Raw genomic sequence first — 25,730 nt, forward strand, 5'->3', positions numbered from 1 at the left:
CATGCACCCAGCCTTCTCCATCGTCTTCTTCACCACGCTGGCTGGCAGCGCGCAGGGCTTGGTCGTGGCGCTGGTCGTGGCGACGCTGGCGGACAGGGCTCCTTCCGCCGGCTTCACGGTCCAGGCCCTCGGCGTGGCACAGGCGCTGCTGCTGGCCGCGCTGGCCGCCTCGTTCCTGCACCTGGGCCGACCGGCGCGCGCCTGGCGCGCGGTGCGCATGTGGCGCACGTCCTGGATGTCGCGGGAGGTGATCGTGCTGCCGGCGTTCATGGCCGTGGTGGGGGCCTGGTGGCTGACGCTGGCGCTTGGAAAAGAACCGGGGCTCCTGCTGCCGCTGCTGGCGCTGCTGCTATGCGCGCTGTTGTGGCTGTGCACGGCCATGATCTACGCCTGCCTGCGCTTCCTCCAGGAGTGGGCGCACCCGCTGACCGTGGTGAACTACACGCTCATCGGCCTGAGTTCGGGCTGGGTGCTGGCCGGGGCCCTGGCGGTGCTGGGCGGCGAGGACGGCTTCGTGCGGCTGCTGGGCCCGTGGGCGCTCGCACTGACGCTGGCGGCCTTGAGCACGCGTGCGCTGGCGCTGCTGCGCAATGCCCGGCTCGTCCCTCGCTCCACGCAGCAGACGGCCACGGGCATACGCGCCGAGCGGCTGGTGCAGAAGTCCATGGGCTTCTCGGGCGGGTCCTTCAACACGCGCGAGTTCTTTGCCCATGCATCGATACCCGCGCTGCGGCGCATCCAGCTCTTCATGCTGCTGTGGGGCTTCGTGCTGCCGGCCGCACTGCTGATGTGGGCCCTGGGCGGCGGCCCGCCGCTGGCATGGCTGGTGGCGCTGCCGCTGCAGTTCCTGGGGCTGCTGGCCGAGCGCTGGCTGTTCTTCGCGCAGGCGCGCCATCCGCAGAACCTGTACTACCAGGTGGTTTCTTGAGCTTGCCTGGCCGAGCCGAGGGCGAATGATGCTGCTCGTATCCGGGATGCTGGTGCTGCTGGCCGGGGCGGCGATCGGCGCGACGTCCATCGGCGGTGTGCTGGTGGTGCCGGCGCTCGCCGGCTTGGCGGGGCTGCCGCTGGGCGCAGCCGTGGCGGCGTCGAGCTTCGGCTTCCTGCTCACCGGGCTGCTTGGCTGGCGGCGCGCGCCGTCACCCGGCGCCGCGCTGGCCGCGACCTGGCCGCTGCACGCGGCGGCGTTGCCGGGGGCGGTCGCCGGCGCGGTGCTGGTGCACCAGGTCCCGCCCGGTCTGGTGCGGGGCTGGGTGGCGTTGCTGGCGCTGGGTTCCGGCGTCTATTCGCTGATCACGCTGCACAGCGCCCCCTCGGCCAGCCTGGCGGCGCTGGGCCGCGGCTCCCTGGCTGTCCTGGGTGCGGCCGTAGGCTGTGGCTCGGCCCTGTCGGGCACCGGTGGCCCGGTGCTGCTGATGCCGGTGCTCATGCTGCTGGGCGTGCCGACGCTCGCGGCGGTGGCCACCGCACAGGCGGTGCAATTGCCCATCGCGCTGGCCGCCAGCGCGGCACATTGGGCTTCCGGCCGGCTCGATCTGGGACTCTCGACGCTCGTCGGCATGGCGCTGCTGGCCGGTGCCTGGGCGGGCCGGCGGGCGGTGCCGCTTATCGATGTCCTGGTGTTGCGCCGCTGCACGGCGCTGGCACTCATCGCCACAGGCCTCTGGTACGGGCTGGCATAGAGGCACGAAGGTATGACCTGTCTTCAACAGGCCATGAAGGTGGGATCTACAGCTCCCGGTGCAGGCCAAGTTGAGCGCGTCCAGTGACCAGACTGGCAATTTCCGATCAGGTGCTCAGCCATCTCAGGAGGGTGCGGTACAACGTGCTGGCTTCGACCGGCTTGGTGATGAAGTCGTTCATGCCGGCCCTGATGCAGGCTGCTTGGTCTTCATTGAGGGCGGCCGCGGTGAATGCCAGGATGGGCCTGGAGTCCCAGCCTGGCAGTGTGCGAATCACACGCGTGGCCTGCATCCCGTCCATGACGGGCATCTGCATGTCCATCAGGATGGCGTCATAGCCGTGCGCCGTGGCCTTCTCAACGGCTTCCTGCCCGTTGGCCGCCGTTTCGACCACCAGCCCAACGGCGTTCAGCAAAGCCTTGGCCACCTCGAGGTTGACGGGGTTGTCCTCGACCAGCAGCAGCCGTTTGCCGCAATGCTCGGCCCGCAGTACCTCGGCAGCATCGGGCTCCGTCTGCGAGGACGGGACCGGACCGTGCCCGCGGCCGAGCCTTGCCGTGAACCAGAAGGTCGAGCCGTTGCCTGGGGTGCTGGTGGCGCCAGCCTCCCCGCGCATCATCCGGGCCAGGCTCTGCGTGATCGCGAGTCCCAGCCCCGTGCCGCCGTACTCGCGCGTTGTCGAGGCGTCGGCCTGCTTGAACTGCTTGAAAAGACCGGACAGCTTGTCTGCCGGTATGCCGATGCCGCTGTCCTGTACCTCGAAGCGCACGAGCAACTGGTCTTCGCCGTCCTCGAGCAGCCGGACACGAATGGCGATGGTGCCCTGCTGCGTGAACTTGACGGCATTGCTGGCGTAGTTGAGCAGCGCCTGGCGCAGCCGGGTCGGATCGCCGCGCAGCCACACGGGCACGGCATCGCCATCCATCGTCAGGGCAAGCCCCTTGCCGCGCGCCTGCTCGGCAACGATCGAGTGGACATCGCCCAGGACGGCCGAAAGACGGAAATCCAGCTGTTCGAGTTGCAGCCGGCCCGCTTCGATCTTGGAAATGTCGAGGATGTCGTTGATGGTGGACAGCAGGTGCCGGCCGGCCCTGTCGATCTGCTCCAGCCGCTGGACCTGTGTGAGCGTGGGCTGGTCGCGGCGCAGCAGCTCGGTCAATCCGATGACGGCGTTGAGCGGCGTGCGGATCTCGTGGCTCATGTTGGCCAGGAACTGCGACTTCACGACACTGGCGCTCTCCGCGGCCTCGCGAGCCTCCTGGAGCTGCAGCAGCGCCGCACGGCGGCGGCGCAGCAGGCGGTGGATCCACAGCGTCAGCGCGGCGATCAGCGCGTCCGTCACCAGCATGCCGGCAGCGACAGAAACCGCCATGGCGCGCCAGTCGCGCAGCGCGAAGCTTTCCGTCGTGGCGATGCCCACGACCAGTGGAAAACCGGCGACGGCATACGCCGTCTCCATGCGAGCCTGTGTATCGAGCGGATTGGCAATCCGAGGTGCGGAGGTCCGCACAGTGGCGCCCGAACGACCCTGCGCGAGGGCGTCCTCAAGCGCTCGCATCGCGGGCGCGTCGTGAAAGGAGCGGCCCAGCACCTCGGTGCGCAAGGGGTAGCGCATCAGCAGCGTCCCGTCGCGGCGCAACAGCAGGATGACGCCATCGCTGAAGTTGATCGCGCGGTAGAACTGCTCGAAGTAGCTCAGCTCGATGCTGATCAAGGCTATGCCAAGCAACTGGCCCGAAGGCGAACGCAGCTTCCGGGAGAGGGCGAAGGTCCAGCGTCCGGTGATGCGGTTGATCGCCACAGGGGACACGTGGAGCTCGCGCGCCGGATCGGCCACATGAGCCTGGAAGAATTCCCGCATGTTCACACTGAGCTTGGGCGGTGGAGAGGTCCAGGTGTTGCTGAGGAGCCAGCCGTCCACCCCGTAGATCGCGATGCCGTCGATCACGGGCACCTCGGCCACGCGCTCTCGCAGGAAGGCATGCATGGCTGGCGTGTTCAGGGCGCGCTCCAGTGCCTGCCTGTCGTTCAGTCCCGCAGCCTGGAGCCGGTCCACGACGCGGCCGAGCACGAAATCCACCGAGCGAAACGTCTGCGATGCGTGCTCGGCAGTCGTGATGGAAAAGTTGTCCAGGTAGCGCTGCCACGTGTCCAGGCTTTCCTGACGGCTGCGCCACAGCACCAGCACGGCCGCGGCCGTGAGCACCAGGATGACGAGGGCGCCGCCCAGCAGCACCCAGATTTCGTGAACAGGTTGAACAGCTGGCGCCCCAGCACCGGCGGCTTGGCGTTCAATGCGCATCACGAATGCCGCAAGGGTGCATGACAAGGGTCCTGGCGGATCATCACGGCGCCTATTGGCCACGGTTTGACGTCCACCCCGTCCTCTCGCTGACGCTCGCCGCTCAAAGAGCGGAAAGGGCGGGGATTCCTACGGCGCTCCAGCGCGGCGTCGAACCGTGCTGGAGTTGCTTCGGCGGGTTCGCAGTTGCTGACGGCCTGTGCCGTTCACTTGGCAGGCTCGTCCGGGCGACCTTGCAGCCCGGCGCAAGCGCGCGCCGCATCCAGCCCTTCGTCCCTGAGCCTTTGCGGTACTGTGTTCAGACGACGCTGCGCTGACGCAGCGAGGCCACATCGGCATCGCTCATGGCCAGCCAGTCTTCCAGCACCTGCGACGTGTGCTGGCCCAACGTGGGCGGCGCGTTCCTATAGGCCACGGGCGACTCGGACAGGCGGATCGGGTTGGCCACCAGCGGCGCCGTGCCGCCCAGGGAATGCTCCATGTCCACCCGCATGCCGCGCGCCCGCACCTGGGGATGGTCGAATACCTTGTCCAGCGTGTTGATCGGCCCGCACGGCACGCCTGCCTCCTCCATGGCCGTCACCCATTCGTCGGTCGTGCGAGTGACCGTGGCGGACCGGATCATTCCGACCAGGAGATCCCGGTTCGCAACCCGCTGCGGATTGGTGGCGAAGCGCTCGTCGCTCGCCCATTCGGCATGGCCCAGCGTGGCGCAGAAACGCGCGAACTGCCCGTCGTTGCCGACCGTCACGATCATGTGTCCATCGGCCGTCGGGAAGTCCTGGTACGGGACGATGCTCGGATGGGCGTTGCCCATGCGCTGGGGCGGCCTGCCGCTCACCAGGTAGCTGGCCGCCTGGTTGGCCAGCGATGCGATCTGCACGTCGAGCAGCGCGAGGTCGATGTGCTGGCCCTGGCCGCTGCGCTCACGCCGGGCGAGCGCGGCAAGGATGGCGACGGTGGCATACAGGCCCGTCAGCACGTCGGTCAAGGCCACGCCCACCTTGAGCGGCCCTCCTCCCTCGGTGCCGTCCGGCCGGCCGGTGATGCTCATCAAGCCGCCCATGCCCTGCATCAGGAAGTCATAGCCCGGACGCGAGGAATACGGGCCGGTCTGCCCGAAACCCGTGATCGAGCAGTAGATCAGCCGCGGATTCGCGGCCTTCAGCGTCTCGTAGTCGAGTCCGTACTGCGCCAGGCCGCCCACCTTGAAGTTCTCGATCAGCACGTCGGCCTGCGCGGCCAGGCGGGCCACGAGGCGCTGCCCTTCGGGTTGGCCCAGGTCGACGGTGACCGAGCGCTTGTTGCGGTTGGCGCTGAGGAAGTAGGCCGACTCGCTGGTGGTGGCTCCGCTCTCATCGGGCAGCCACGGCGGGCCCCAGGCCCGGGTGTCGTCGCCGGCGCCGGGCCGCTCGACCTTGACCACGTCGGCGCCAAGATCAGCCAGCAGCTGGCCCGACCAGGGGCCGGCCAGCACGCGCGAAAGGTCCAGCACGCGCAGGCCGGCCAAGGCGCCGGGCTGCATGGCCGGTGCGGGAATCGAAGCGTCCATGGTGGCTCAGAAGGCCGGGATGCCGGTGATCGCGCGGCCCAGGATCAGCGCGTGGATGTCGTGCGTGCCCTCGTAGGTGTTGACCACCTCCAGGTTCACCAGGTGGCGCGCCACGCCGAACTCGTCGCTGATGCCGTTGCCGCCCATCATGTCGCGCGCCACGCGGGCGATGTCCAGCGCCTTGCCGCAGCTGTTGCGCTTCATGATCGAGGTGATCTCCACCGCGGCCGTGCCCTCGTCCTTCATGCGCCCCAGCTGCAGGCAGCCCTGCAGGCCCAGCGTGATCTCGGTGAGCATGTCGGCGAGCTTCTTCTGCACCAGCTGGTTGGCCGCCAGCGGCTTGCCGAACTGCTTGCGGTCCAGCACGTACTGCCGTGCGCGGTGGAAGCAGTCCTCGGCCGCGCCCAGCGCCCCCCAGGCGATGCCGAAGCGCGCGCTGTTGAGGCAGGTGAACGGGCCCTTGAGGCCGCGCACCTCGGGAAAGGCGTTCTCCTCGGGGCAGAACACCTCGTCCATCACGATCTCCCCGGTGATGGAAGCGCGCAGCCCCACCTTGCCGTGGATGGCGGGCGCGGACAGCCCTTTGAAGCCCTTTTCCAGCACGAAACCGCGGATCTTGCCTTCGTCGTCCTTGGCCCAGACCACGAACACGTCGGCGATCGGGCTGTTGGTGATCCACATCTTGCTGCCGGTGAGGCTGTAACCACCGGGCACCTTGCGGGCTCGCGTGATCATGCTGCCCGGGTCGGAGCCGTGGTTGGGCTCGGTCAGGCCGAAGCAGCCGATCCACTCGCCGCTGGCGAGCTTGGGCAGGTACTTCTGCTTCTGCGCCTCGGTGCCGAACTCGTTGATGGGCACCATCACCAGCGAGGACTGCACGCTCATCATCGAGCGGTAGCCCGAGTCGACGCGCTCCACCTCGCGCGCCACCAGGCCGTAGCTCACGTAGTTGAGCCCGGCACCGCCGTAGGCTTCCGGGATGGTGATGCCCAGCAGGCCCAGCTCGCCCATCTCACGGAAGATGACAGCGTCCGTCCGCTCATGACGGAAGGCATCGAGCACACGCGGAGCCAGCCGTTCCTGGCAGTACGCGTGCGCCGAGTCGCGCACCATGCGCTCCTCTTCGGTCAGCTGCGAATTCAGCAGCAGAGGATCGTCCCATTGGAAGGCGGCATACTTGTGCGAAGAACTCATTTGTGCACCTGCTTGGTGAGGGGGTGGATGAGCACTCTACGCAAGCAAAGCATGGATCACAAACGATTTATTTGCACTGACTTGTTCCGTCAACGCACAGATAAGACGCCATGCGACGTACCTTGCCCTCCACCGCGGCGCTGGCCGCCTTCGAGTCCGCCGCGCGCCACCAGAGCTTCACCAAGGCCGCGGACGAGTTGTCCGTGACGCAGAGCGCCGTGTGCCGACAGATTGCTTCGCTCGAGGACTTCCTCGGCGTGAAGCTGTTCCGCCGCGACCGGCGCGGCGTGGCGCTGACCGATGCCGGTGCGACGTACAGCCGCCAGGTTGCAGCCCGGCTGGACGAGGTCGAACGCGACACGCTGGACCTGATGGCCAAGGGGAGCCAGGGCGGCACGCTGGAGCTGGGCGTCGTGCCCACGTTCGCCACCAAGTGGCTGCTGCCGCGGCTGCCGCGATTCAGCGCCCAGCATCCGGGCATCACCGTGAACCTCAATGCCCGGTCGCGCCCGTTCCTGTTCGACGAAACGCCCTTCGATGCCGCCATCAGCGCGGGCGAACGGACCTGGCCCGGCACCGAGGCCGAGTTCCTGATGCACGAGGAGCTCTTCCCGCTGGCCAGTCCGTCCTACCTGGCGGCGCACCGTTGCCCGCGCATCGACGAAGCCGACTGGGCCCGGTGCACGCTGCTGCAGCAAAGCACCCGGCCCTACGCGTGGCGCCAATGGTTCGCCTCCCGGGGCGTGCAGGTGGACGGGGACATGACCGGCCCGCGCCTGGAGTTGTTCTCAATGCTGGTCGAGGCCGCCATCCACGGGCTGGGCGTGGCGCTGGTGCCGCGCACGCTGGTGGAGGACGAGCTGCGGCGCGGGGTACTGGTGCGGGCTTCGCCTCACCAGCACCCCGGTGACCGCAGCTACCACCTGATGTGGCCGGAGCGCATGGCTGGGAATCGCTCGCTGATGCTGTTCCGGGACTGGCTGAGGGATGAGGCGCGCGCTTACCGCGAGGCGCAGGGGCTGGGGTGATGCCGCCTCCCCGCCGCTGCGCAGTCCGGATCGCCTGAGCCATGCCGGATAGGGGTAGACCCTGGTTCAGCTCTCGATCCAGGCCCGGCTGCCGCGCCCGATCGCATCCGCCAGGCGCCGCAGCGCCGGCACGAAGCGCTGCTGCAGATCACGCTCCGATACCGCGGCCTTCGGAAACACCAGGTTCAGCGCGGCCAGCAGCCGCTGGCCGGCATGCACCGGCACGGCCACGGCGGCAAAGTCCGCTTCCTGCAGCCATTCGCCCTCGTTGACGGCGTAACCACGCTCCAGTGTCTGGGCGATCAGGCTCCGCACGTGAGCGGCGTCGCGTGCGAGTTCGCCCAGGCGGTCGCCACGGCGGCGCAGCAGCTCCAGCATGGCCTCGCGCTCGGCCTCGTCGGCAGCGGCCAGGTAGGCGCGGCCGATGGCCGTCTCCAGCAGCGGCATCTTCTCGCCGATCATGGCCCGGTGCTGGGACAGCGCGCTCCAGCGGTGGGTGGACTCGCGCACCACCATGAAACCCGCCTCGGCCGTGCCCAGGTCGCAAGGCCACACCAGCTCGCGCACGGCCGCCTGCATGGCCGGCGAGGCGATGCGCGCCACCCAGGCCTCGTCCTCGAAGCCCTCGCTCAGCCGCCGCACTTCGAAGGTCAGGTAGTACTGCCCCTCCTTCTCGCCCTGGCGCACGAAGCCTTGCGCGCGCAGCGTCTCCAGCAGCCGCTTGGTGGTGGTGCGGTCCAGCCCGCACAGCCGAGCCAGTTCACTGGTGCTGCCGATGCCCCCGGGCAGCCGGTTCAAGGCCCTGAGCACGGTCAGCCCGCGCGCGAGTCCGCGCACCTCCTTGTAGACGCCTTCGTCGCTGTCGCGGCTGGGTGCGGGCATGGCAGGTCTTGGTCCGGGTTAACCCAGGCGCAAACGTGCACCAGGTGCACGCAGTTTACGCTTTGACCCAGCACAAGGACATTGCGGCCATCGCGGCACGACGCCGCTCGGATCCCGAAGGAGACAGCCGTGTCCACCATCCCACACCGCCTCGATGCCGACGTGCTGATCGTCGGCGCCGGCCCGGTCGGGCTGACCATCGCCAACACCCTGGGCCTCTACGGCGTGCGGGTGCTGGTGGTGGAGAAGCTCGACCGCATCATCGACTATCCCCGCGCCATCGGCATCGATGACGAGTCGCTGCGCACGCTGCAGGCCACCGGCCTGGCCACCGAGGTGCAGGCGCACATCACGCCCGACCACGCCATGCGTTTCGTCACGGCCAGCGGCCGCTGCTTCGCCGACATCGATCCGCGCACCGACGAGTTCGGCTGGGCGCGCCGCAACGCCTTCATCCAGCCGCAGATCGACAACATCCTGTACCGGGGCCTGGCGCGCTTCTCGCACGTGCAGGTGCTGTTCGGCCACGAGGTCGATTCCTTCACGCAGGACGAGGCCGGCGTGACGCTGCAGCTCAAGGGTGCCGAGGCAACGCGGCAGGCGCGCGGCCGCTACCTCGTGGCCTGCGACGGCGGCAACAGCTTCATCCGCCGCAGCCTGAACGTGCCGTTCGAAGGCCGCACCAAGCCCAACCAGTGGATCGTGGTGGACGTGCGCAACGACCCGTTGGGAACGCCCCATGTCTACATGCACTGCGACCCCGAGCGTCCCTACGTCTCCGCGGCACTGCCGCACGGCATCCGGCGCTTCGAGTTCATGGTGATGCCCGGCGAGACCGAGGAGGAGCTCTCCAGGCCCGAGAACATGGCGCGCCTCATGCGCAAGGTCGTGGCCGACCCTGACAAGGTGGACTACATCCGCAAGCGCGTCTACACGCACAACGCCCGGCTGGCACAGACCTTCCGCGTGCAGCGCGTCCTGCTGGCGGGCGACGCCGCGCACATCATGCCGGTGTGGCAGGGCCAGGGCTACAACAGCGGCCTGCGCGACGCCAGCAACCTGGCGTGGAAGCTGGCGCACGTGGTCAAGGGCCTGGCCAGCGACCGGCTGCTCGACAGCTACACCCAGGAGCGGCGCAGCCACGCGCGCTCGATGATCCATCTCTCGGAAGTTGCGGGCGACATCTTCGCGCCCGCCAGCCGCTGGGGCACGAAGTTGCGCGATGGCCTGACGCTGGCGCTCAACCGGCTGCCCTCGGCCAAGCGCTACATCGTCGAGATGCGCTTCAAGCCCATGCCGCGCTACCGGCAGGGTGCCGTGCTGACGAACGGCGCGGCCCCGCGCCACGGGTTGCTGGCGCGGATGCTGGAGCGCTCGGGCGGCTCGGCCCTGGGCCGGCTGCTCGGACTGATGGCCGAGAAGGAAGGCTCGCCGGTGCACCGCCTCGTCCACGGCCGGCAGAGCGACGAAGGCACCGCCGTGGGCCGCATGTTCATCCAGCCCCGCGTGCTGTGCGAGGACGGGCAGACGCGGCTGCTCGACGAGGTGGTCGGCCTGAACTTCGCCATCGTGGCCTGGGGTACCGACCCGACCTTCGGCATGAGCGCGCAGGCGCGCGCTTTCTGGGAGCGGCTGGGTGCGCGTTTCATCACCGTCAAGCCCGCGGTGCAGATGGCGCACCGCGACGACCACCGCCGCGGTGTGATCAGCATCGGCGACCTGGGCAACCGGCTCAAGGCCTGGTTCGCGCAGCAGCCCAGCTCCGTGGTCTTCGTCCGCCCCGACCGCTTCGTGGCCGCGCTGTGCTCGCCGCAGGAGGTGGACGCCACCACGCGCGCACTGGCCGAGGTCATGGCCATGCCGCTGGCCGCGCAGGCCAGCGCCGCACCGGTGTTCGAGCTCGCGGAGGCCGCATGAGCATGGAACGCGCATTCCTGGGCATGTCCCATTCGCCGCTGATGGGGCTCAACCCCGTGGCGGCGCCGGTCGAGGCCGCGCTGCTGGGCGCCATCGCGCAGGCCCGAGAGCAGGTGCAGGCCTTCAAGCCGGAGCTCGTGGTGCTGGTGGCCCCCGATCACTACAACGGCTTCTTCAACGAGCTGATGCCGCCGTTGTGCATCGGCACGGCCGCCTGCTCGGTGGGCGACTACCTCACGCCGCCCGGCGAGCTGCACGTGGACGGCGACACGGCGCTGGCGATGGCCCAGCGGCTGATGGACGAGGACTTCGACATCGCCATCTCGCGCCGCATGGTGGTGGACCACGGCTTTGCGCAGGCGCTGCAACTGCTGTGGGGCAGCCTGGACACGCCGCCGGTGGTGCCGATCTTCCTCAACGCGGTGGCACAGCCGGGCATCCCGCGCCTGCGCCGCTGCCGCCAGCTTGGCGCGGCCATCGGCCGTTTCCTGGACAACGTCCCGCAGCGCACGCTGCTCATCGGCTCGGGCGGCCTTTCGCACGAGCCGCCGGTGCCCACGCTGGCGCACCCGGACCCGGCCGTGCGCGAGCGCATCACCTTCCGCCGCGAGCCCACGCCGTCCGAGCGCGACGCCAAGACCCAGCGCGTGATGGCCGCGGGCCGCGCGCTGGCCGCCGGCGACCCGGCCATGAAGCCGCTCAACCCGGCCTGGGATGCGCGCTGGATGGATGCGCTGGAAACGGGCGGCGCCGCGCTCGACGCGCTGTGCGCGCTGAGCGAGGACAGCATCGAGCGCGAGGCCGGCCTCTCGGCCCACGAGTCCAAGAGCTGGCTGGTGGCGCGCAGCGCGCTGCCTGCCGGCCGCTCGCCGCGCTGCACCCTGCGCCACTACCAGGCCATTCCCGAATACATCGCCGGCTTCGGGCTGCTGTGCCTGCAGGCCTGAACCCACCCTGGAGACAACATGAATCCCCGCATCACCGAATGGGCGCAGCGACTGCGCCAGGCCGAGGCCCAGCGCGAGCCCGTGGAGCCGCTGCGCGACGAGATCGGCTCCGACCCCGACGGCCGCATCGCCTACGCCATCCAGCAAGCCAATGTGGAGCATGCGCTGGCGCAGGGCCGGCGCATCGTCGGCCGCAAGATCGGCCTGACCTCGCCCGCCGTGCAGCAGCAGCTGGGCGTGGACCAGCCCGACTTCGGCGCCCTCTTCGCCGACATGCTCTACGGCGACGACGAGGAGGTGCCGCTGTCGCGCACGCTGCAGCCCAAGGTCGAAGCCGAGGTGGCGCTGGTGCTCTCGCGCGACCTGCCCGCGGCCGACACCACGCTGGTCGAGCTGATCAACGCCACGGCCTACGTGCTGCCGGCCATCGAGATCGTGGGCAGCCGCATCGCGCGCTGGAACATCCGCTTCACCGACACCGTCGCCGACAACGCCTCCAGCGGCCTGGTGGTGCTGGGCGGCGTGCCCACGAAGCTCGACGGCCTGGACCTCAAGCTGTGCGCGATGTCGATGACGCGCGGCGAGGAGACGGTTTCCAGCGGCAGCGGCGCGGCCTGCCTGGGGCATCCGCTCAATGCCGCCGTCTGGCTGGCGCGCAAGCTCGCCGCGCTGGGACAGCCGCTGCGTGCCGGGGACCTCGTGCTCACCGGGGCGCTGGGGCCCATGGTCGCCGTGCAGCCGGGCGACCGCTTCGAGGCCCGCATCGAAGGCGTGGGCAGCGTGCGTGCGCGCTTTTCCGCGGCCTGACATGCCTTCAGATCCCCCAAAGGATTCGCCATGAACATCACCCGTCGCTTCACCCTGGGCGCGCTGGCCGCGGCCGCGGCCGCTGCCCTGTCGCTGGCCGGTGCGGCCGTCGCCCAGGATTTCCCCAGCAAACCCGTCACGCTGGTCGTGCCCTTCCCGCCCGGCGGCGTCACGGACCAGATCGCCCGCGTGCTGGCCGGCAAGCTGCAGGAGGACCTGCGCCAGACCGTGATCGTGGACAACAAGCCCGGCGCCGGTGGCCAGATCGCCGCGCAGGCCGTCAAGAGCGCGCCCGCCGACGGGCACACGCTCTTCGTCGCCGCCACGGAGATGTTCGCGATCAACCCCACGCTGTTCCGCAAGTTCAGCTACGACCCGCTCAAGGACTTCCATCCCGTCACGGCGCTGATCTCCTCGCCGCTGGTGCTGGTGGTGCCCAAGAACAGCCCGGTCAACTCGGTGGCCGACCTGGTGGCCGCCAGCAAGAGCAACGGCGGCTTGAACTTCGCCTCGCAGGGCGTGGGCTCCATCGGCCACCTGCTGGGCGAGCTCTACCGCAGCCGCACCAGCGGCGCGTTCCATCACGTCGCCTACAAGGGCTCGGCGCCGGCGCTGCAGGACCTGATGGGCGGCCAGGTGGACCTGATGTTCGACCCCGTCATCACCACCGCGCCGCTGATCCAGGGCGGCAAGCTCAAACCCTTGGCCATCGCCGCGACCAGGCGCGCGGCGCAACTGCCCGAGGTACGCACGCTGGAGGAACTGGGCACCGCGGGCGTGGACGCCAGCGTGTGGTTCGGCGCCGTGGTCAAGGCGGGCACGCCGGCACCGGCCGTTGCCCGGCTCAACGAGTCGCTGACCAAGGCGCTGCGCAGCCCGGACGTGGTCAAGCGCTTCAGCGACCAGGGCCTGCAGCCCATGCCGATGAGCCCGGAGGCCTTCGGCGACTTCATGAAGAAAGAGATCACGCGCTGGAGCGCGCTGGTCAAGACGAGCGGCGCATCCGTCGAATGAGGAACCCACCCATGAGCAGCACCAAACTCAAGGCCGCCATCATCGGCAGCGGCAACATCGGCACGGATCTGATGATCAAGATCCTGCGCCACGGCAAGCACATCGAGATGGGCGCCATGGTCGGCATCGACCCGGCCTCCGACGGCCTGGCACGTGCTCAACGCCTGGGCGTGGCGACCACGCACGAGGGCGTGGAAGGCCTGGCGCGGTTGCCGGTGTTCGAGGACATCGACATCGTGTTCGACGCCACCTCCGCCGGCGCGCACGTGAAGAACGACGCCTTCCTGCGGGCCCTGAAACCCGGCATCCGCATGGTGGACCTCACGCCCGCGGCCATCGGCCCGTACTGCATTCCCGTGGTCAACGGCGAGCAGCACCTGGACGCGCATAACCTGAACATGGTCACCTGCGGCGGCCAGGCCACCATCCCGATGGTGGCGGCGGTGAGCCGCGTGGCCAAGGTGCACTACGGCGAGATCGTGGCCTCCATCTCCAGCAAGAGCGCGGGCCCGGGCACGCGCGCCAACATCGACGAGTTCACCGAGACGACCTCCAAGGCCATCGAGGCCGTCGGGGGTGCCGCCAAGGGCAAGGCCATCATCGTGCTCAACCCGGCCGAGCCGCCGCTGATGATGCGCGACACGGTCTACACGCTCTCCGACTTCGCCGACGAGGACGCGATTGCCGCCTCGGTGGAGCGCATGGCCGCCGACGTGCAGGCCTACGTGCCGGGCTACCGGCTCAAGCAGCGCGTGCAGTTCGACCGCATCGAGCAGCCCATCCTGATCCCGGGCGTGGGACGCATCGCGGGCCTGAAAACCAGCATCTTCCTGGAGGTCGAAGGCGCCGCGCACTACCTGCCCGCCTACGCCGGCAACCTCGACATCATGACCAGCGCCGCGCTGCGCACCGCCGAGAGCATGGCGGCCAAGCTGCTGCAGCCGCTCACGGCCTGAAGGAGACCAACACCATGAACGGCAAGAAGCTCTACATCTCCGACGTGACGCTGCGCGACGGCAGCCACGCCATCCGCCACCAGTACAGCGTGGCGCAGGCCGCGCAGATCGCCAAGGCGCTCGATGACGCCAAGGTGGACTCCATCGAGGTCGCCCATGGCGACGGGCTGCAAGGCGGCAGCTTCAACTACGGCTTCGGCGCCCATACGGACCTGGAATGGATCGAGGCCGTGGCGAGTGTCGTCAAGCACGCGAAGATCGCCACGCTGCTGCTGCCGGGCATCGGCACCGTGCACGACCTCAAAGCCGCGTTTGACGCCGGCGCGCGCGTCGTGCGCGTGGCCACGCACTGCACCGAGGCCGACATCTCGAAGCAGCACATCGAGTACGCCCGCCACCTGGGCATGGAGGCCGTGGGCTTCCTGATGATGAGCCACATGACCACGCCGCAGAAGCTCGCGGAGCAGGCCAAGCTCATGGAGAGCTACGGCGCCACCTGCTGCTACGTCGTGGACTCCGGCGGCGCCTTGGGCATGCAGGACGTGCGCGAGCGCTTCCGCGCCTTCAAGGACGTCTTGAAGCCCGAGACGCAGACGGGCATGCACGCGCACCACAACCTGAGCCTGGGCGTGGCCAACTCCATCGTCGCGGTGGAGGAAGGGTGCGACCGCATCGACGCCAGCCTGGCCGGCATGGGCGCTGGCGCGGGCAACGCGCCGCTGGAGGTGTTCATCGCCGCGGCGGAGCGCCTGGGCTGGAACCACGGCACGGACCTGATGCGGCTGATGGACGCGGCCGACGACATCGTGCGCCCGTTGCAGGACCGGCCGGTGCGCGTGGACCGCGAGACCCTGGCCCTGGGTTATGCCGGCGTGTACTCCAGCTTCCTGCGCCACTCGGAAGCCGCCGCGAAGAAGTACGGCATCAGCACCGTGGACATCCTGGTCGAGCTGGGCCGCCGGCGCATGGTCGGCGGGCAGGAGGACATGATCGTGGACGTGGCGCTGGACCTGCTCAAGAGACGGGACGAGGAGCGCACCACCGCGCAAGCCGCCTAATGGCTTCCCCTATCCACGTTTTGAAAGACACGCCATGAGCAACACCACCCTCACCGAGGCCTCCACCAGCCGTTTCGTCCGCATCCAGGAAGGCGACCTGGCGCTGCAGCTCCACTACAACGACTGCGGCAGCGGCGACGAGACCGTCGTCATGCTGCACGGCTCGGGCCCCGGCGCCAGCGGCTGGGCCAACTTCAACCGCAACATCGAGCCGCTGGTGGCGGCCGGCTACCGCGTCATCCTCATGGACTGCCCGGGCTGGAGCAAGAGCGACCCCATCGTGTGCACCGGCTCGCGCTCCGAGCTCAACGCCCGCGCCCTCAAGGGCCTGATGGACGCCATCGGGCTGGACAAGGCGCACCTGATCGGCAACTCCATGGGCGGGCACAGCGCCGTGGCCTTCGCGCTGGCCAACCCTGAGCGGGTAGGGAAACTCATCCTCATGGGCGGCGGCACCGGCGGCGTGAGCTCCTTCGTGCCCATGCCCACCGAGGGCATCAAGCTCATCGGGGCGCTGTACCGCCAGCCCACCATCGAGAACCTCAAGCGCATGATGAGCGTGTTCGTGTATGACACGAGCAGCCTCACGGAAGAGCTGTTCCAGGCCCGCCTGGACAACATGCTCACGCGCCGCGACCACCTGGAGAACTTCGTCAAGAGCGCCGAGGCGAATCCGAAGCAGTTCCCCGACGTGGGCCACCGGCTGGGCGAGATCAAGGCGCCTGCGCTGGTGATCTGGGGCCGCGACGACCGCTTCGTGCCGCTGGACACGGGCCTGCGCCTGGTGGCGGGGCTGCAGAACGCCGAGCTGCACGTCTTCAGCCGCTGCGGCCACTGGGCGCAGTGGGAGCATGCTGACAAGTTCAACCGCATGGTGCTGGACTTCCTGGCGCACTGAACGGCAGCGAGTCACACTGCGCCTTTCCCTTCAATTCGCAAGTGCCATCGCGCCCAGGCCCTCCCTGGCAGCGATGGCGCTGTCGTCGTTTTGCAGCAAACACGCCCATGAGTTCGACAACGCTGCGCCGTCGCGGCGCCCTGGCGCTGCTGGCAAGCCTGCCGCTGCTGGCCGCTCGCGGCGCGCTGGCACAAGGCTACCCGTACCGCCCCATCCACCTCGTGGTGCCCTACGCGCCCGGCGCCGCGGCGGACCAGCTCGCCCGCGTGCTGGCCCGGCCGCTGGCTCAGGCGCTGGGGCAGCCGGTGGTGATCGACAACCGCGCCGGCGCCGGCGGCACGCTGGGCGCCGACATGGTTGCCAAGGCGAGCGCGGACGGCTACACGCTGCTGCTGGGTACCGACGCCACCCAGGCGACCAACCTCCATCTCACCCGCAAGTTTCCCTATGACCCGCTGCGGCACTTCACGCCGCTGGCGTCCGCGGCCTTCAACCCGATCGTGCTGCTGGTCCATCCCTCGCTGCCGGTGCACAGCCTGGCCGAGCTGATCCAGTACGCCAAGGCGCATCCGCGCGCGCTGAGCTACGGCAGCTCGGGGCTCGGCACGCCGCACCACCTGGCCGGCGAGCTGCTCAACGAGCGGGCCGGCATCGCCATGCTCCACGTGCCTTACAAGGGCGGCGCGCCGGCCATGTCGGACCTGCTGGGCGGCAGCATCAACGTGCTGTTCGCCAGCCTGGCCACCGCGCTGCCCCACATCCGCAACGGGCAGGTGCGGGCGCTGGCCGTGACGCAGGCCCAGCGCCTCAGCGGCCTGCCCCAGGTGCCGACCATCGCCGAAACGCTGCCCGGCTACGTGCTCGCGGGCTGGCTGGGCTTCTTCGCGCCGGCCGGGCTGCCCGCGCCGATCCAGGCCCGGCTCCATACCGAGATCAACAAGGCCCTGGCGGACGAGACCGTGCGCTCGGCCCTGGAGCAGGCCGGCCTGGTGCCCTCGGGCGGCACGCCGCAGGCGCTGGCCGAGCTGGTGCGCGAGGAGCTCGCCACGCGGGGCCGGCTGGTCAAGGCCGCGGGTATCGAACCGGAATAGGCGCACGAAAAAGCGGCGCTGGTGACCCACACCAGCGCCGCAAGCCGCCGCGCCACTCAAGCAGCGGCCTCCCCGGAGATCAGGCCCGCGTCAGAACACGTGCCGCACCCCCACCCCCAGCGAGCTGGCCGAGCCGCCGGCGGGCAGCGTGTTGCCGGGGCCGAAGATGCCGTACAGCGCCGTGGTGGCACGGCCGTTGTAGCCGCCGTTGTCGTCCTCGATGCGGGCGTAGCGCAGGTACACGTCCGTGCGCTTGGACAGCCGGTAGTTCATGCCGACGTTGAGGTAGGTGTTGCGGCCCTCGGCCTTGGCCGCGCCGGTGGCGTAGGCCAGGCCGTTGTCCTCCACCCGCGCCACCTGCGCCACGGCGCTCCAGGCGGTGCCGATGGGCACCTTCACGCCCAGCGCCAGGCCGCGCGTCTTGGGCGTGGCGCCGCCGACCAGCTCGTTGCGGTGCTCCCAGAAGTTGCCGCCCAGCACGTAGCCGCCCAGCTTGTAGGTCGCACCGACGTTGAAGGCCTTCTGGTCCACGTCTCCTGCGGCCGTCGCCTGCCCGCCCTGGTGGTAGGCCACCGTGGCGTCCAGCCCACCGCCCTGGTAGCGCAGCAGGCCCCCGACGTTGCGCTTCATCGTGCCGGCCGCCACCCAGGGCGTGGCCACGCCGGGCGCGGTGGCGGCGCGCTCGCCCGCGGCCACGGCCACCATGGCGCTGAAGCCGCCGAAGGACGGCGTCCAGTAGCTCACCTGGTTGTCCTGGCGGCTCTGGTCGCCGTTGGAGACGTACATCGACAGCACCGGCGAGAAGGCCGAGAAGGGATCGACGTCGCTGAACACCATCGAGTAATGGATGGGCGCGTACTGCCGCCCCAGCCGGATCTCGCCGGCGCGCGGCGAGTACAGCGACACGTAGGCCTGGCGCCCGAACAGCCGCCCGCCCTGCAGCGAGGTCCCGGTGTCGATGGACAGGCCGCTTTCCAGCACGAAGCCCGCCTTGAGCCCGTCGCCCAGGTCTTCCGAGCCGCGGATGCCCCAGCGCGAGGGCTGCATGCCGCCGTTGGACAGCCGGGCCATCGAGCCGCGACCGGAGATGCGGGTGGATTCCACGTACGCGTCGGCAATGCCGTAGAGCGTGACGTTGCTTTGCGCGATCGCGCCGCCGGCGCAGGCCGCGAGCATGGCGGCGGTGATGCAGGTCTTGTTCACTGGATGTCTCCTTGCGGTTGAGGCGGGCCCGTTCGGATGCAGGCCCTTGAAGGCAAGGCTCCGCCCGGCCGGGCGCCAAGCCCGGCATCGGCAAAGCCTCGGAAAGCGAAGCGCCGCGCGCGGCGCGCGCGGTCAGCGGCCGGGCACCACCGTGCAGACGGCCGTGGCGGTGGCGATGAGCTGGCCCTCCTGCAGCAGCTCGCCCACCACGTGGCAGACCCCGCGGCCGCGGCGCACCAGCCGCGAGCGGCCCTGCAGCGCACCGGCGCGCGCGGGTTTCAGGAAGGACAGGTTCAGGTTGAGCGTGGCGCAGTGCTCGCCCGGCGCCAGCGTGGCGGTGACGAGGAAGGCCGTCACGTCGTCCAGCATCGCGCCCAGCACGCCGCCCTGCACCTGGCCGGCCGGGTTCAGGAAGCCCTCGCCGGCGTGGTAGTCGGATTCGAGCGTGCCGGCCTCCAGGTCCACGGCCGTGATGCGCCCGCCCAGCGTGGTGCTCACGGGCGGCGGCGCCAGCTCGCCGCGGCGCACGCGCGCGAAGTAGCCGTCGGCGGCGGGAGTGGTGTCAGCAGCCATGGAACTCGGGCTTTCGTTTCTGCACGCGCGCGGCGATGCCCTCGCGCTGGTCCTGCGAGGCGTCGGCCTGCGCGATGTCGCGCCGCAGCTCGGCGGCGTCCAGCGTGCCGGCGGCGATGCGGTTGAGGTGCTTCTTCATGCCCAGCAGCGCCAGCGGCGCCATGCCGGCCAGGTGTTCACTGAAATCGTCCACCGCCGGCGCCAGCGCACCGGCCTCGACCACCCGGTCCAGGAAGCCGCATTCCAGCATCTGCCGGGCATCCAGCGTCTCGGCCGCCAGCAGCACGCGCCGGGCCACGCGCAGGCCCAGCTGCCGCACGTAGCGCTCCATGCCGCCGCGATAGAACAGGATGCCGATCTGCGCCGCCGGCACGAACATGCGCGCCTCGGCCACGCCGATGCGGAAGTCGCAGGCCAGCGCCAGGTCGGTGGCGCCGCCGTGGAAGCCGCCGTTGATGGCCGCGATCGTGACCGGCCTCGCCTGCTCGATCTCGCCGGCCAGGGCCTCGAAGGACTCGCCGGCCGCGGCCACCGCCCCGCGCTCGGCCGCCTGCGCCAGGTTGAAGCCGCTGCAGAAATGCCGCCCCTGCCCGCGCAGGCGCAGCACCAGCACGCCGGGCGCGGCGTTGACCTCGCGCAGTTGCGAGCGCAACAGCTCCAGGTCCTCCAGCTCCAGCCGGTTGCCGACCTCGGGCCGGCGCAGCGTGATGGTGGCGATGCGGCCCTTGATCGCCAGCTCGGGCGGCAGCCCGGTGGGTGAATGGCTCATGGCGTCCTCCTCACCGGAACCCGTAGACCTGCATGGTGCTTTCGCCCGCACGCAGCCGCTCCAGGATCGCGGCCTCGTCGGCCTCGCGCCGGCGCGAGCGATCCACCACCTCGGCGGCACGCTCGCGCGGCAGCGCGCACACGCCGTCGCCGTCGGCCACCACCAGGTCCCCGGCGCTGACCACCACGTCGCCGATGAGCAGCGGCGCGCCGATCCAGCCGATGGCACCGTAGTCCTTGCCCGTGCCGCGGATGCACAGGCCGCGCGCGAACACCGGGAAGCCGATCTGCTCCAGCAGCACGCCGTCGCGCACGCAGCCGTCGATCACCAGCCCGGCCAGGCCGCGCGCCTGGGCCATGGTGCTCATGATCTCGCCCCAGTAGCCGTGCTCGAAGGCGCCGCTGGTGTGCACCACCAGCACGTCGCCCGGCCGGGCCACGGCCAGCGCGCGGTGCAGCCACAGGTTGTCGCCCGGCGGCGAATGCACCGTCAGCGCCGGCCCGCAGGCGCGCATCGCGCGCCCCACGGGCTTGAGCGCCGAGGGCAGCGCGCCGATCTTGCCGCCGGCCTCGTGCAGCGTGGCCGTGGGCAGTTCGCGGGCGGCGGCCACCACGGCCGGGGCAACGCGCTCGAAGTCCAGCCGCGTCGTGCTCGCGGCATCGTGTTCACGGGCCATGGCGCTCACACCTTCGTCTGCAGCTGGTGGTACTTGAACTGGCGCCGCGCCTCGTCCAGACGCATGCCGCCGCGCACGGCCTCGCGGATGGCCTCCTCGGCCCGCTCGATGCCCTCGGCCGTGTCCAGCACGCGGTCCTCGAAGTCCTTCGGGATCACGACCACGCCGTCGGCGTCGCCGCGCAGCAGGTCGCCCGGGGCCACGCGCACGTCGCCGATGTTGACCGGCACGCCGGTGGCTTCCACCTGCACGCGGTCCTTGCCGGTGCGCATCCAGTGGTCCTTGGCGAACACCGGGTAGCCCAGCTTCAGGCACATCGCCACGTCGCGGCACACGCCGTCGATGACGGTGCCGGCGATGCCGCGGCGGTGCGCGATCTCGGTGAGGATGTCGCCCCAGACGGTGGCGTTGTCGCGCCCGCCGTTGTCCAGCACCACCACGCTGCCCGGGGGCACGTCGTCGATGTAGTCGCCCACCGTGCCGGCCGGGTTGCCGGCCGGGCCGTACAGCAGCGTCCAGGCGCGCCCGGCCATGCGGAAGCCGTTGTCGCGCGGCTTGATGCGGTAGCACTGGCCGTTGAGGCCGAGCTTGTCGAGCGCGTCGCTCAGCGTGGCGGTGTCCAGGCGCGCGGCGCGCGCGACGTTCTTGTCCTGTTCCATGGTGTTCAGTCCTTGAGCATGTGTTCGTAGTTGCCGCCCATGACCTGGCCGATGGGCGTGCCGGCGGCGATGGCCTTGGCCATGGCGGCCTCCTTGGCGACGATGGTTTCCGCCGTTTCGAGCACACGCTCGATGTCGCGCGCGGCGATGAAGATGACGGCGCTCTGGTCCGCGAGCACGTAGTCGCCGGGCGTGACCTCGACGCTGCCGACCTGCACCGGCACCTGCGTGCCGAGCTCGACCACGCGGCCGCGCGCGGTCAGCGCGGTGAGGCTGCAGCTGAAGATGGGGAACTCGTAGGCGACGGCCTCGTCCACGTCGCGCAGCGGGCCGTCGGCGATCACGCCGGCCACGCCGCGCACCTTGGCGCCCAGCGTCAGCAGCCCGCCCCAGCAGCCCGCCTCGATGCCGCTGCGCTGCTCGACGACGATGATGTCGTCGGGCCCCGCGGCCTCGATGGCGGTGCAGCCGAGGTGGCGCGGCGGCCCGGGCGGCGGCGTGCCGGGGCCGACCTTCATGGTCACGGCCTGGCCGGCGATGCGCCCGCGCCCCGAGCGTTGCGGCAGCCCGGTGACGGCGCCGGGCAGGCCCAGCTTGTCCAGGGCGTCGGATACCGCGCAGGCATCGAGCCGGCGCAGGCGTTGCACGTAGGGATTGCTCATGGTGGTTCTCAGTCCAGGGTGCGCCAGGCGGCGAAGCACAGTCCGGTGCCGGTGAGCGCGGGGCTGCGGTAGCCCGGCACGTAGGACACCCATTCCAGGTCCAGCTCCTTCACGGCCTCGGCGGCGATGAGCCAGTTGCGGATCTCGGAGCTGCCGGCCTGCAGCTGCTTGGGGTCCAGGCCGGCGAGCCACTGCATGTCCTTCTCGCGCAGCGCCTGGATGATTCCGTGGTCCAGCTCCTCGTCCACCACGAAGTGGCTCAGGCCGCCGGAGGCCAGCACGCCCACGCGCAGGTCCTCGGGGTAGGCCTGGACCAGCTCGCGCAGCGCCGCGCCGAGCTGGATGCAGCGCCGCGGCGTGGGCTGGTTGGGCGGATCGAAGGTGTTGACGATCACCGGGATCACCGGCAGCTCGGTGCCCTGCAGGAACCAGCGGTGGATGAAGCTGAAGGCGTGGCCCTCGTACTGGCCGCGCTCCAGCCCGTCCATGGCGGTGATGTCGAAGTCGCGGTCGCAGAGCTGGCGGATGAGCCACTCGGCCATGTCGGCCTTGACCGGATAGTCGCGGTCGGCCCCGGGTTCCTGCCGCGCCATGCGCGCTTGCTTGTACCAGCCGTCGCCGGGCGAGAGCTCGGCCTTGGCGTTGCGGATGGTGGCGCCGTAGTAGATGGCGAAGGCCGGGTTGTTGGTGGTGCGGAACAGCTCGTGCTGGTCGTCCCCGACCACCAGCAGCACGTCCAGCCGGGCCGCCTGGATGCGGCGGCGCAGTTCGGCCATCGCCTCCTGCGTCTCGTCGAAGCGGCGGCCCATCTCTTCGGGCGTCACCATCGACTCGGCCTGCGCCGGCGCCTGGGCCAGCAGCGCCTCGTAGTTCGTGCGCTCGCCGGCGCGGTCGTAGTAGTGGGGGTTCTTCGGATCGACCTCGCGGAAGCCGTGCTGCCAGTCCTCGCGCTGCGAGGCCAGCATGATGCTGTGCGAGGAGCCGAAGGCGGCAACGATTCGGGCCATGACGGGTTCCTGTCTCAGACGATGAAGGCGGCGCGCAGCTCGGCGATGCGCTGCTCGCCGTAGCCAAGCTCCTGGAGGATCGCGTCGGTGTCCTGGCCCTGCTGCGGCGCGGGCCGCGGCGGCTCGGTGCGCGGGTGGGCCGACAGCCGCATGGGCTGGCCGATGAGCGAGACCTCGCCCAGCTCGGGATGCTGCATGGGCCAGGTGATGCCGAGGTGGCGCACCTGCGGGTCCTCGAACACCTGGTCGATGCGGTGGATGGGGCCACAGGGCACGCCGGCCTTGAGCAGCCGCTCGGTCCACTCGGCGGTGCTGCGGCGCGCGAAGGCCTCGCCCACGGCGGCGTTGACGCGGTCGCGGTTGGCGCAGCGCTCGGGGTCGGAGCCGAAGCCGGGCTCGTCCACCAGGTGCGGCACCTCCAGCGCCTCGCACAGCCGCGTCCACATCGTCTGGCCGATGGCCGCGACGTTGAGGTAGCCGTCGGCCGTGCGGAACACGCCGGTGGGCACGGTCAGCGGGTGCTCGTTGCCGTGCTGGCCCGGCACCTTGCGGTCGATGAGCCACTGCGCGGCCTGGAAGTCCAGCATGGCGATCTGCGACTCCAGCAGCGAGGTCTGCACCCACTGCCCCTCGCCGGTGGCCTCGCGCTCCAGCAGCGCGGCCAGCACGCCCTGGGCGCAGAAGTGGCCCGCGCACAGGTCGGCGATGGGGATGCCCACGCGCATCGGGCCGTCGCCCGGCTTGCCGGTGACGCTCATGAGCCCGCCCATGCCCTGCGCGATCGAGTCGAAGCCGGGCCACTTGGCATAGGGCCCGTCCTGGCCGAAGCCCGAGATGCTGGCGTACACCAGGCGCGGGTTGATGGCGCGCAGCTGCTCGGGGCCGATGCCCAGGCGGTCCTTCACGTCGGGGCGGTAGTTCTCGATGAACACGTCCGCCTTGCGCACCAGCTCGTGCAGGATCGCCACGCCCTCGGGCGTCTTCATGTTGAGCGTGAGACTTTCCTTGTTGCGGTGCAGGTTCTCGTAGTCGGCGCGGTTGTGGTCGCGCCCGCCGATCATGTCGTCGCCACCGGGCGCACCCGGCGGGATTTCGAGCTTGATGACGCGCGCACCCATGTCGGCGAACAGCCGCACGGCGGTGGGGCCGGCGCGCACCCGGGTGGCGTCGAGGATGGTGAAGCGCGAGAGCGCGCCCTTGCGGGGGGTGGTGGACATGGGTCGCTCCTTCAGGCGGGCGTGAACATCGGGACGGCGTGGCCGCCGTCGCTGGGTTTGAACACCACGCGCACCCGCTGGTCGATCGCCAGCGCGGCGGGATCGCAGTCGACCAGGTTCGTCATCAGCGTGACGCCCTCGTCGAGCGTGACCAGGGCCAGCGTGTAGGCGGCCTCGCCCCGGCCCATGGTGCTGTGGCTGTAGATGCGGCCGAAACCGCTGGCCTGCACCCAGCGGGTATTGGCGCTGAGGCAGTGCGGGCAGATGTCGCGCGGGTAGTGGTGCACCTCGCCGCAGTCGTCGCATTGCTTGAGCAGCAGCCGGCCCTCGTCGGCGGCGCTCCAGTAGGCCTGCGACTCCGGCAGCACGCGCGGCGCGGGGATGCGGCGCGGCTGCGCGCCCTTGTCTTGTGGAGAGCTCATCTCAAACCCTTTCCAGAATCAGCGTGGCCGCGGTGTGGCGCGAGGCCAGCGCGCCGCCGATGCCGTTGGCCAGCGCGAGGTCGCAGTTGGGCACCTGCACGGCCGGGTGCGCCTCGCCGCGCAGCTGGCGCACGGCCTCGATCACCTTGGTGACGCCGCCGCGGTTGGCGGGGTGGTTGCTGCACAGCCCGCCGCCGTCGGTGTTGAAGGGCAGCCGTCCCACGCCGGAGATCAGGCCGCCGTCCTGCACGAAGCGCCCGCCCTCGCCCTTGCGGCAGAAGCCCAGGTCCTCCAGCTGCATCAGCACGGTGATGGTGAAGCTGTCGTAGAGCGAGGCGTACTTGATGTCCGCCGGCGTCACCCCGGCCTCGGCAAAGGCCAGCGGCCCGGACCAGGCGGCGGCGGAATAGCTCAGGTCCACCTTGCCGGCCATCGAATGCTTGGGCGCCTCGCCGGTGCCGCGCACCTTCACCAGCGGCCGCTTCTGCTGCGCGGCGATGTCGCGCGCGATCTCCGGCCGCGCCACGATCAGCGCGCCGCCGCCGTCCGTCATCACGCAGCAGTCGAGCCGGTGCAGCGGATCGGCCACCAGCGGCGAGGCCAGCACCTCCTCCACCGTCACCACCTTGCGCAGCAGCGCATGCGGGTTGTGCTGGGCGTGGTGCGAGGCCGCGACCTTGATCCAGGCCAGTTGCTCGGACGTGGTGCCGAACTCGTGCATGTGGCGCCGCGCCACCATGGCGTAGAGGTTCTGCGTGGCCGGGCCGTAGGGCAGCTCGAAGGCCAGCTCGGGCGCGTCGGGGTCGGGCGCCTTGAGCGCGAGCTGCGGCGGCTTGCCGGCCTTGGCCAGCGCGGCCGAGGCCGCGCGCGGGCGCCCGGCCAGCGTGATCAGCGCCACGTTGCAGCGGCCCGCGGCAATCGCCTCCGCGGCATGCGCCACGTGCAGGATGGGCGCGGAGCCGCCGCACTCGGTGCTGTCCACGTGGCGCAGCTTCAGGCCCAGGTACTCGGCCACCGTGGTGGTGCCCAGGCCCGGGGCGTCGCCGGCGCAGAAGTAGCCGTCGATGTCGGACTTGCTCAGCCCGGCGTCTTCCAGCGCGCCGCGCGCCACGTCGGCATGCAGCCGCACGACCGAGAGGTCGTCGGCCTGGCGGGTCGGGTGCTCGTAGGCACCGACGATGTAGGCTTTTCCGTTGAGACTCATGGTGTTCCTC

25 protein-coding genes are annotated in these 25,730 nt (G+C 70.3%); 11 read left to right on the top strand and 14 right to left on the bottom strand.

What is annotated here, in order from left to right:
* The first annotated feature begins 1 nt into the window (after position 1).
* On the top strand, positions 2 to 928 hold the full coding sequence (locus tag Q0741_RS27610) for a DmsC/YnfH family molybdoenzyme membrane anchor subunit (protein ID WP_298236399.1): 927 nt from the start codon (positions 2 to 4) through the stop codon (positions 926 to 928).
* A 25-nt stretch (positions 929 to 953) separates the two neighbouring features.
* Positions 954 to 1,682 (top strand): sulfite exporter TauE/SafE family protein, encoded by a 729-nt coding sequence (locus Q0741_RS27615; protein ID WP_298236400.1) that lies wholly within the window; start codon positions 954 to 956, stop codon positions 1,680 to 1,682.
* 106 nt (positions 1,683 to 1,788) lie between these two features.
* On the opposite strand, the gene Q0741_RS27620 is transcribed toward Q0741_RS27615, so the two are convergent.
* From Q0741_RS27620 to Q0741_RS27630, 3 genes are all read right to left on the bottom strand, one after another.
* Positions 1,789 to 3,984, bottom strand: coding sequence for a hybrid sensor histidine kinase/response regulator (locus Q0741_RS27620; protein WP_298236401.1), 2,196 nt, complete (start codon positions 3,982 to 3,984; stop codon positions 1,789 to 1,791).
* Between the two features lie 298 nt (positions 3,985 to 4,282).
* Entirely contained in the window at positions 4,283 to 5,536 is a 1,254-nt protein-coding gene (locus tag Q0741_RS27625) for a CaiB/BaiF CoA-transferase family protein (RefSeq protein WP_298236402.1), read from the bottom strand.
* A gap of 6 nt (positions 5,537 to 5,542) precedes the next feature.
* Positions 5,543 to 6,730: an acyl-CoA dehydrogenase gene (locus tag Q0741_RS27630; RefSeq protein WP_298236403.1), complete on the bottom strand. Its 1,188-nt coding sequence runs from the start codon at positions 6,728 to 6,730 to the stop codon at positions 5,543 to 5,545.
* 110 nt (positions 6,731 to 6,840) lie between these two features.
* Here Q0741_RS27630 and Q0741_RS27635 point away from each other — a divergent pair, with 110 nt between their 5' ends.
* The gene (locus Q0741_RS27635) at positions 6,841 to 7,758 is read left to right on the top strand and encodes a LysR family transcriptional regulator (protein ID WP_298236404.1); all 918 of its coding nucleotides are present in this window, start codon (positions 6,841 to 6,843) and stop codon (positions 7,756 to 7,758) included.
* Positions 7,759 to 7,824: 66 nt separating this feature from the next.
* Here the strand turns inward: Q0741_RS27635 and Q0741_RS27640 are convergent, their stop codons facing one another.
* On the bottom strand, positions 7,825 to 8,640 hold the full coding sequence (locus tag Q0741_RS27640; RefSeq protein ID WP_298236405.1) for a DNA-binding transcriptional regulator: 816 nt from the start codon (positions 8,638 to 8,640) through the stop codon (positions 7,825 to 7,827).
* A gap of 129 nt (positions 8,641 to 8,769) precedes the next feature.
* On the opposite strand from Q0741_RS27640, the gene Q0741_RS27645 reads away from it, so the two are divergent.
* The 8 genes from Q0741_RS27645 to Q0741_RS27680 all read left to right on the top strand — a co-directional run bounded on the left by Q0741_RS27645 (position 8,770) and on the right by Q0741_RS27680 (position 17,328).
* Entirely contained in the window at positions 8,770 to 10,557 is a 1,788-nt protein-coding gene (locus Q0741_RS27645) for a bifunctional 3-(3-hydroxy-phenyl)propionate/3-hydroxycinnamic acid hydroxylase (RefSeq protein WP_298236406.1), read from the top strand.
* On the top strand, positions 10,554 to 11,504 hold the full coding sequence (locus Q0741_RS27650) for a 3-carboxyethylcatechol 2,3-dioxygenase (RefSeq protein WP_298236407.1): 951 nt from the start codon (positions 10,554 to 10,556) through the stop codon (positions 11,502 to 11,504). The genes Q0741_RS27645 and Q0741_RS27650 overlap by 4 nt, the downstream gene beginning before the upstream one ends.
* Positions 11,505 to 11,522: 18 nt before the next feature.
* Entirely contained in the window at positions 11,523 to 12,311 is a 789-nt protein-coding gene (mhpD, locus tag Q0741_RS27655) for a 2-keto-4-pentenoate hydratase (RefSeq protein WP_298236408.1), read from the top strand.
* 30 nt (positions 12,312 to 12,341) lie between these two features.
* Positions 12,342 to 13,325: a tripartite tricarboxylate transporter substrate binding protein gene (locus Q0741_RS27660; protein ID WP_298236409.1), complete on the top strand. Its 984-nt coding sequence runs from the start codon at positions 12,342 to 12,344 to the stop codon at positions 13,323 to 13,325.
* Between the two features lie 11 nt (positions 13,326 to 13,336).
* Complete coding sequence (locus tag Q0741_RS27665; protein ID WP_298236410.1) at positions 13,337 to 14,281, top strand: acetaldehyde dehydrogenase (acetylating); 945 nt, start codon at positions 13,337 to 13,339, stop codon at positions 14,279 to 14,281.
* A gap of 14 nt (positions 14,282 to 14,295) precedes the next feature.
* Positions 14,296 to 15,339, top strand: coding sequence for a 4-hydroxy-2-oxovalerate aldolase (dmpG, locus tag Q0741_RS27670; protein WP_298236411.1), 1,044 nt, complete (start codon positions 14,296 to 14,298; stop codon positions 15,337 to 15,339).
* Positions 15,340 to 15,373: 34 nt separating this feature from the next.
* Entirely contained in the window at positions 15,374 to 16,237 is an 864-nt protein-coding gene (locus Q0741_RS27675) for an alpha/beta fold hydrolase (protein ID WP_298236412.1), read from the top strand.
* Positions 16,238 to 16,344: 107 nt separating this feature from the next.
* Positions 16,345 to 17,328: a tripartite tricarboxylate transporter substrate binding protein gene (locus Q0741_RS27680; protein ID WP_298236413.1), complete on the top strand. Its 984-nt coding sequence runs from the start codon at positions 16,345 to 16,347 to the stop codon at positions 17,326 to 17,328.
* Between the two features lie 90 nt (positions 17,329 to 17,418).
* Here Q0741_RS27680 and Q0741_RS27685 read toward each other — a convergent pair whose 3' ends face one another.
* From Q0741_RS27685 to Q0741_RS27730, 10 genes are all read right to left on the bottom strand, one after another.
* A complete protein-coding gene (locus Q0741_RS27685; protein ID WP_298236414.1) occupies positions 17,419 to 18,531 on the bottom strand; it encodes a porin in 1,113 nt (370 codons plus the stop codon).
* Positions 18,532 to 18,663: 132 nt separating this feature from the next.
* On the bottom strand, positions 18,664 to 19,104 hold the full coding sequence (locus Q0741_RS27690) for a PaaI family thioesterase (protein WP_298236415.1): 441 nt from the start codon (positions 19,102 to 19,104) through the stop codon (positions 18,664 to 18,666).
* Positions 19,094 to 19,873 (bottom strand): enoyl-CoA hydratase/isomerase family protein, encoded by a 780-nt coding sequence (locus Q0741_RS27695; RefSeq protein ID WP_298236416.1) that lies wholly within the window; start codon positions 19,871 to 19,873, stop codon positions 19,094 to 19,096. The genes Q0741_RS27690 and Q0741_RS27695 overlap by 11 nt, the downstream gene beginning before the upstream one ends.
* 10 nt (positions 19,874 to 19,883) lie before the next feature.
* Complete coding sequence (locus Q0741_RS27700) at positions 19,884 to 20,549, bottom strand: 4-carboxy-4-hydroxy-2-oxoadipate aldolase/oxaloacetate decarboxylase (RefSeq protein WP_298236417.1); 666 nt, start codon at positions 20,547 to 20,549, stop codon at positions 19,884 to 19,886.
* Between the two features lie 5 nt (positions 20,550 to 20,554).
* Positions 20,555 to 21,208, bottom strand: a complete 654-nt coding sequence (locus tag Q0741_RS27705; RefSeq protein WP_298236418.1) for an RraA family protein — start codon at positions 21,206 to 21,208, stop codon at positions 20,555 to 20,557.
* 5 nt (positions 21,209 to 21,213) lie between these two features.
* Complete coding sequence (locus Q0741_RS27710; protein WP_298236419.1) at positions 21,214 to 21,870, bottom strand: RraA family protein; 657 nt, start codon at positions 21,868 to 21,870, stop codon at positions 21,214 to 21,216.
* A gap of 8 nt (positions 21,871 to 21,878) precedes the next feature.
* Complete coding sequence (locus Q0741_RS27715; RefSeq protein WP_298236420.1) at positions 21,879 to 22,877, bottom strand: protocatechuate 3,4-dioxygenase; 999 nt, start codon at positions 22,875 to 22,877, stop codon at positions 21,879 to 21,881.
* Positions 22,878 to 22,891: 14 nt separating this feature from the next.
* On the bottom strand, positions 22,892 to 24,094 hold the full coding sequence (locus tag Q0741_RS27720; RefSeq protein WP_298236421.1) for a CoA transferase: 1,203 nt from the start codon (positions 24,092 to 24,094) through the stop codon (positions 22,892 to 22,894).
* An 11-nt stretch (positions 24,095 to 24,105) separates the two neighbouring features.
* The gene (locus Q0741_RS27725; RefSeq protein WP_298236422.1) at positions 24,106 to 24,516 is read right to left on the bottom strand and encodes an OB-fold domain-containing protein; all 411 of its coding nucleotides are present in this window, start codon (positions 24,514 to 24,516) and stop codon (positions 24,106 to 24,108) included.
* Position 24,517: 1 nt separating this feature from the next.
* Positions 24,518 to 25,720 (bottom strand): thiolase domain-containing protein, encoded by a 1,203-nt coding sequence (locus tag Q0741_RS27730; RefSeq protein WP_298236423.1) that lies wholly within the window; start codon positions 25,718 to 25,720, stop codon positions 24,518 to 24,520.
* Positions 25,721 to 25,730 lie beyond the last annotated feature (10 nt).

Source organism: uncultured Azohydromonas sp., assembly GCF_937926365.1.
In the GTDB taxonomy this organism is placed as follows: Bacteria; Pseudomonadota; Gammaproteobacteria; order Burkholderiales; family Burkholderiaceae_C; genus Azohydromonas.

Coding starts and splice junctions, on each gene's coding strand:
- Q0741_RS27695 (WP_298236416.1), bottom strand. CDS start 19,873: ATGAGCCATTCACCCACCGGGCTGCCGCCCGAGCTGGCGATCAAGGGC.
- Q0741_RS27675 (WP_298236412.1), top strand. CDS start 15,374: ATGAGCAACACCACCCTCACCGAGGCCTCCACCAGCCGTTTCGTCCGC.
- mhpD (WP_298236408.1), top strand. CDS start 11,523: ATGAATCCCCGCATCACCGAATGGGCGCAGCGACTGCGCCAGGCCGAG.
- Q0741_RS27665 (WP_298236410.1), top strand. CDS start 13,337: ATGAGCAGCACCAAACTCAAGGCCGCCATCATCGGCAGCGGCAACATC.
- Q0741_RS27705 (WP_298236418.1), bottom strand. CDS start 21,208: ATGGAACAGGACAAGAACGTCGCGCGCGCCGCGCGCCTGGACACCGCC.
- Q0741_RS27615 (WP_298236400.1), top strand. CDS start 954: ATGATGCTGCTCGTATCCGGGATGCTGGTGCTGCTGGCCGGGGCGGCG.
- Q0741_RS27630 (WP_298236403.1), bottom strand. CDS start 6,730: ATGAGTTCTTCGCACAAGTATGCCGCCTTCCAATGGGACGATCCTCTG.
- Q0741_RS27725 (WP_298236422.1), bottom strand. CDS start 24,516: ATGAGCTCTCCACAAGACAAGGGCGCGCAGCCGCGCCGCATCCCCGCG.
- Q0741_RS27625 (WP_298236402.1), bottom strand. CDS start 5,536: ATGGACGCTTCGATTCCCGCACCGGCCATGCAGCCCGGCGCCTTGGCC.
- dmpG (WP_298236411.1), top strand. CDS start 14,296: ATGAACGGCAAGAAGCTCTACATCTCCGACGTGACGCTGCGCGACGGC.
- Q0741_RS27660 (WP_298236409.1), top strand. CDS start 12,342: ATGAACATCACCCGTCGCTTCACCCTGGGCGCGCTGGCCGCGGCCGCG.
- Q0741_RS27720 (WP_298236421.1), bottom strand. CDS start 24,094: ATGTCCACCACCCCCCGCAAGGGCGCGCTCTCGCGCTTCACCATCCTC.
- Q0741_RS27620 (WP_298236401.1), bottom strand. CDS start 3,984: ATGCGCATTGAACGCCAAGCCGCCGGTGCTGGGGCGCCAGCTGTTCAA.
- Q0741_RS27680 (WP_298236413.1), top strand. CDS start 16,345: ATGAGTTCGACAACGCTGCGCCGTCGCGGCGCCCTGGCGCTGCTGGCA.
- Q0741_RS27690 (WP_298236415.1), bottom strand. CDS start 19,104: ATGGCTGCTGACACCACTCCCGCCGCCGACGGCTACTTCGCGCGCGTG.
- Q0741_RS27610 (WP_298236399.1), top strand. CDS start 2: ATGCACCCAGCCTTCTCCATCGTCTTCTTCACCACGCTGGCTGGCAGC.
- Q0741_RS27635 (WP_298236404.1), top strand. CDS start 6,841: ATGCGACGTACCTTGCCCTCCACCGCGGCGCTGGCCGCCTTCGAGTCC.
- Q0741_RS27700 (WP_298236417.1), bottom strand. CDS start 20,549: ATGGCCCGTGAACACGATGCCGCGAGCACGACGCGGCTGGACTTCGAG.
- Q0741_RS27650 (WP_298236407.1), top strand. CDS start 10,554: ATGAGCATGGAACGCGCATTCCTGGGCATGTCCCATTCGCCGCTGATG.
- Q0741_RS27640 (WP_298236405.1), bottom strand. CDS start 8,640: ATGCCCGCACCCAGCCGCGACAGCGACGAAGGCGTCTACAAGGAGGTG.
- Q0741_RS27730 (WP_298236423.1), bottom strand. CDS start 25,720: ATGAGTCTCAACGGAAAAGCCTACATCGTCGGTGCCTACGAGCACCCG.
- Q0741_RS27715 (WP_298236420.1), bottom strand. CDS start 22,877: ATGGCCCGAATCGTTGCCGCCTTCGGCTCCTCGCACAGCATCATGCTG.
- Q0741_RS27710 (WP_298236419.1), bottom strand. CDS start 21,870: ATGAGCAATCCCTACGTGCAACGCCTGCGCCGGCTCGATGCCTGCGCG.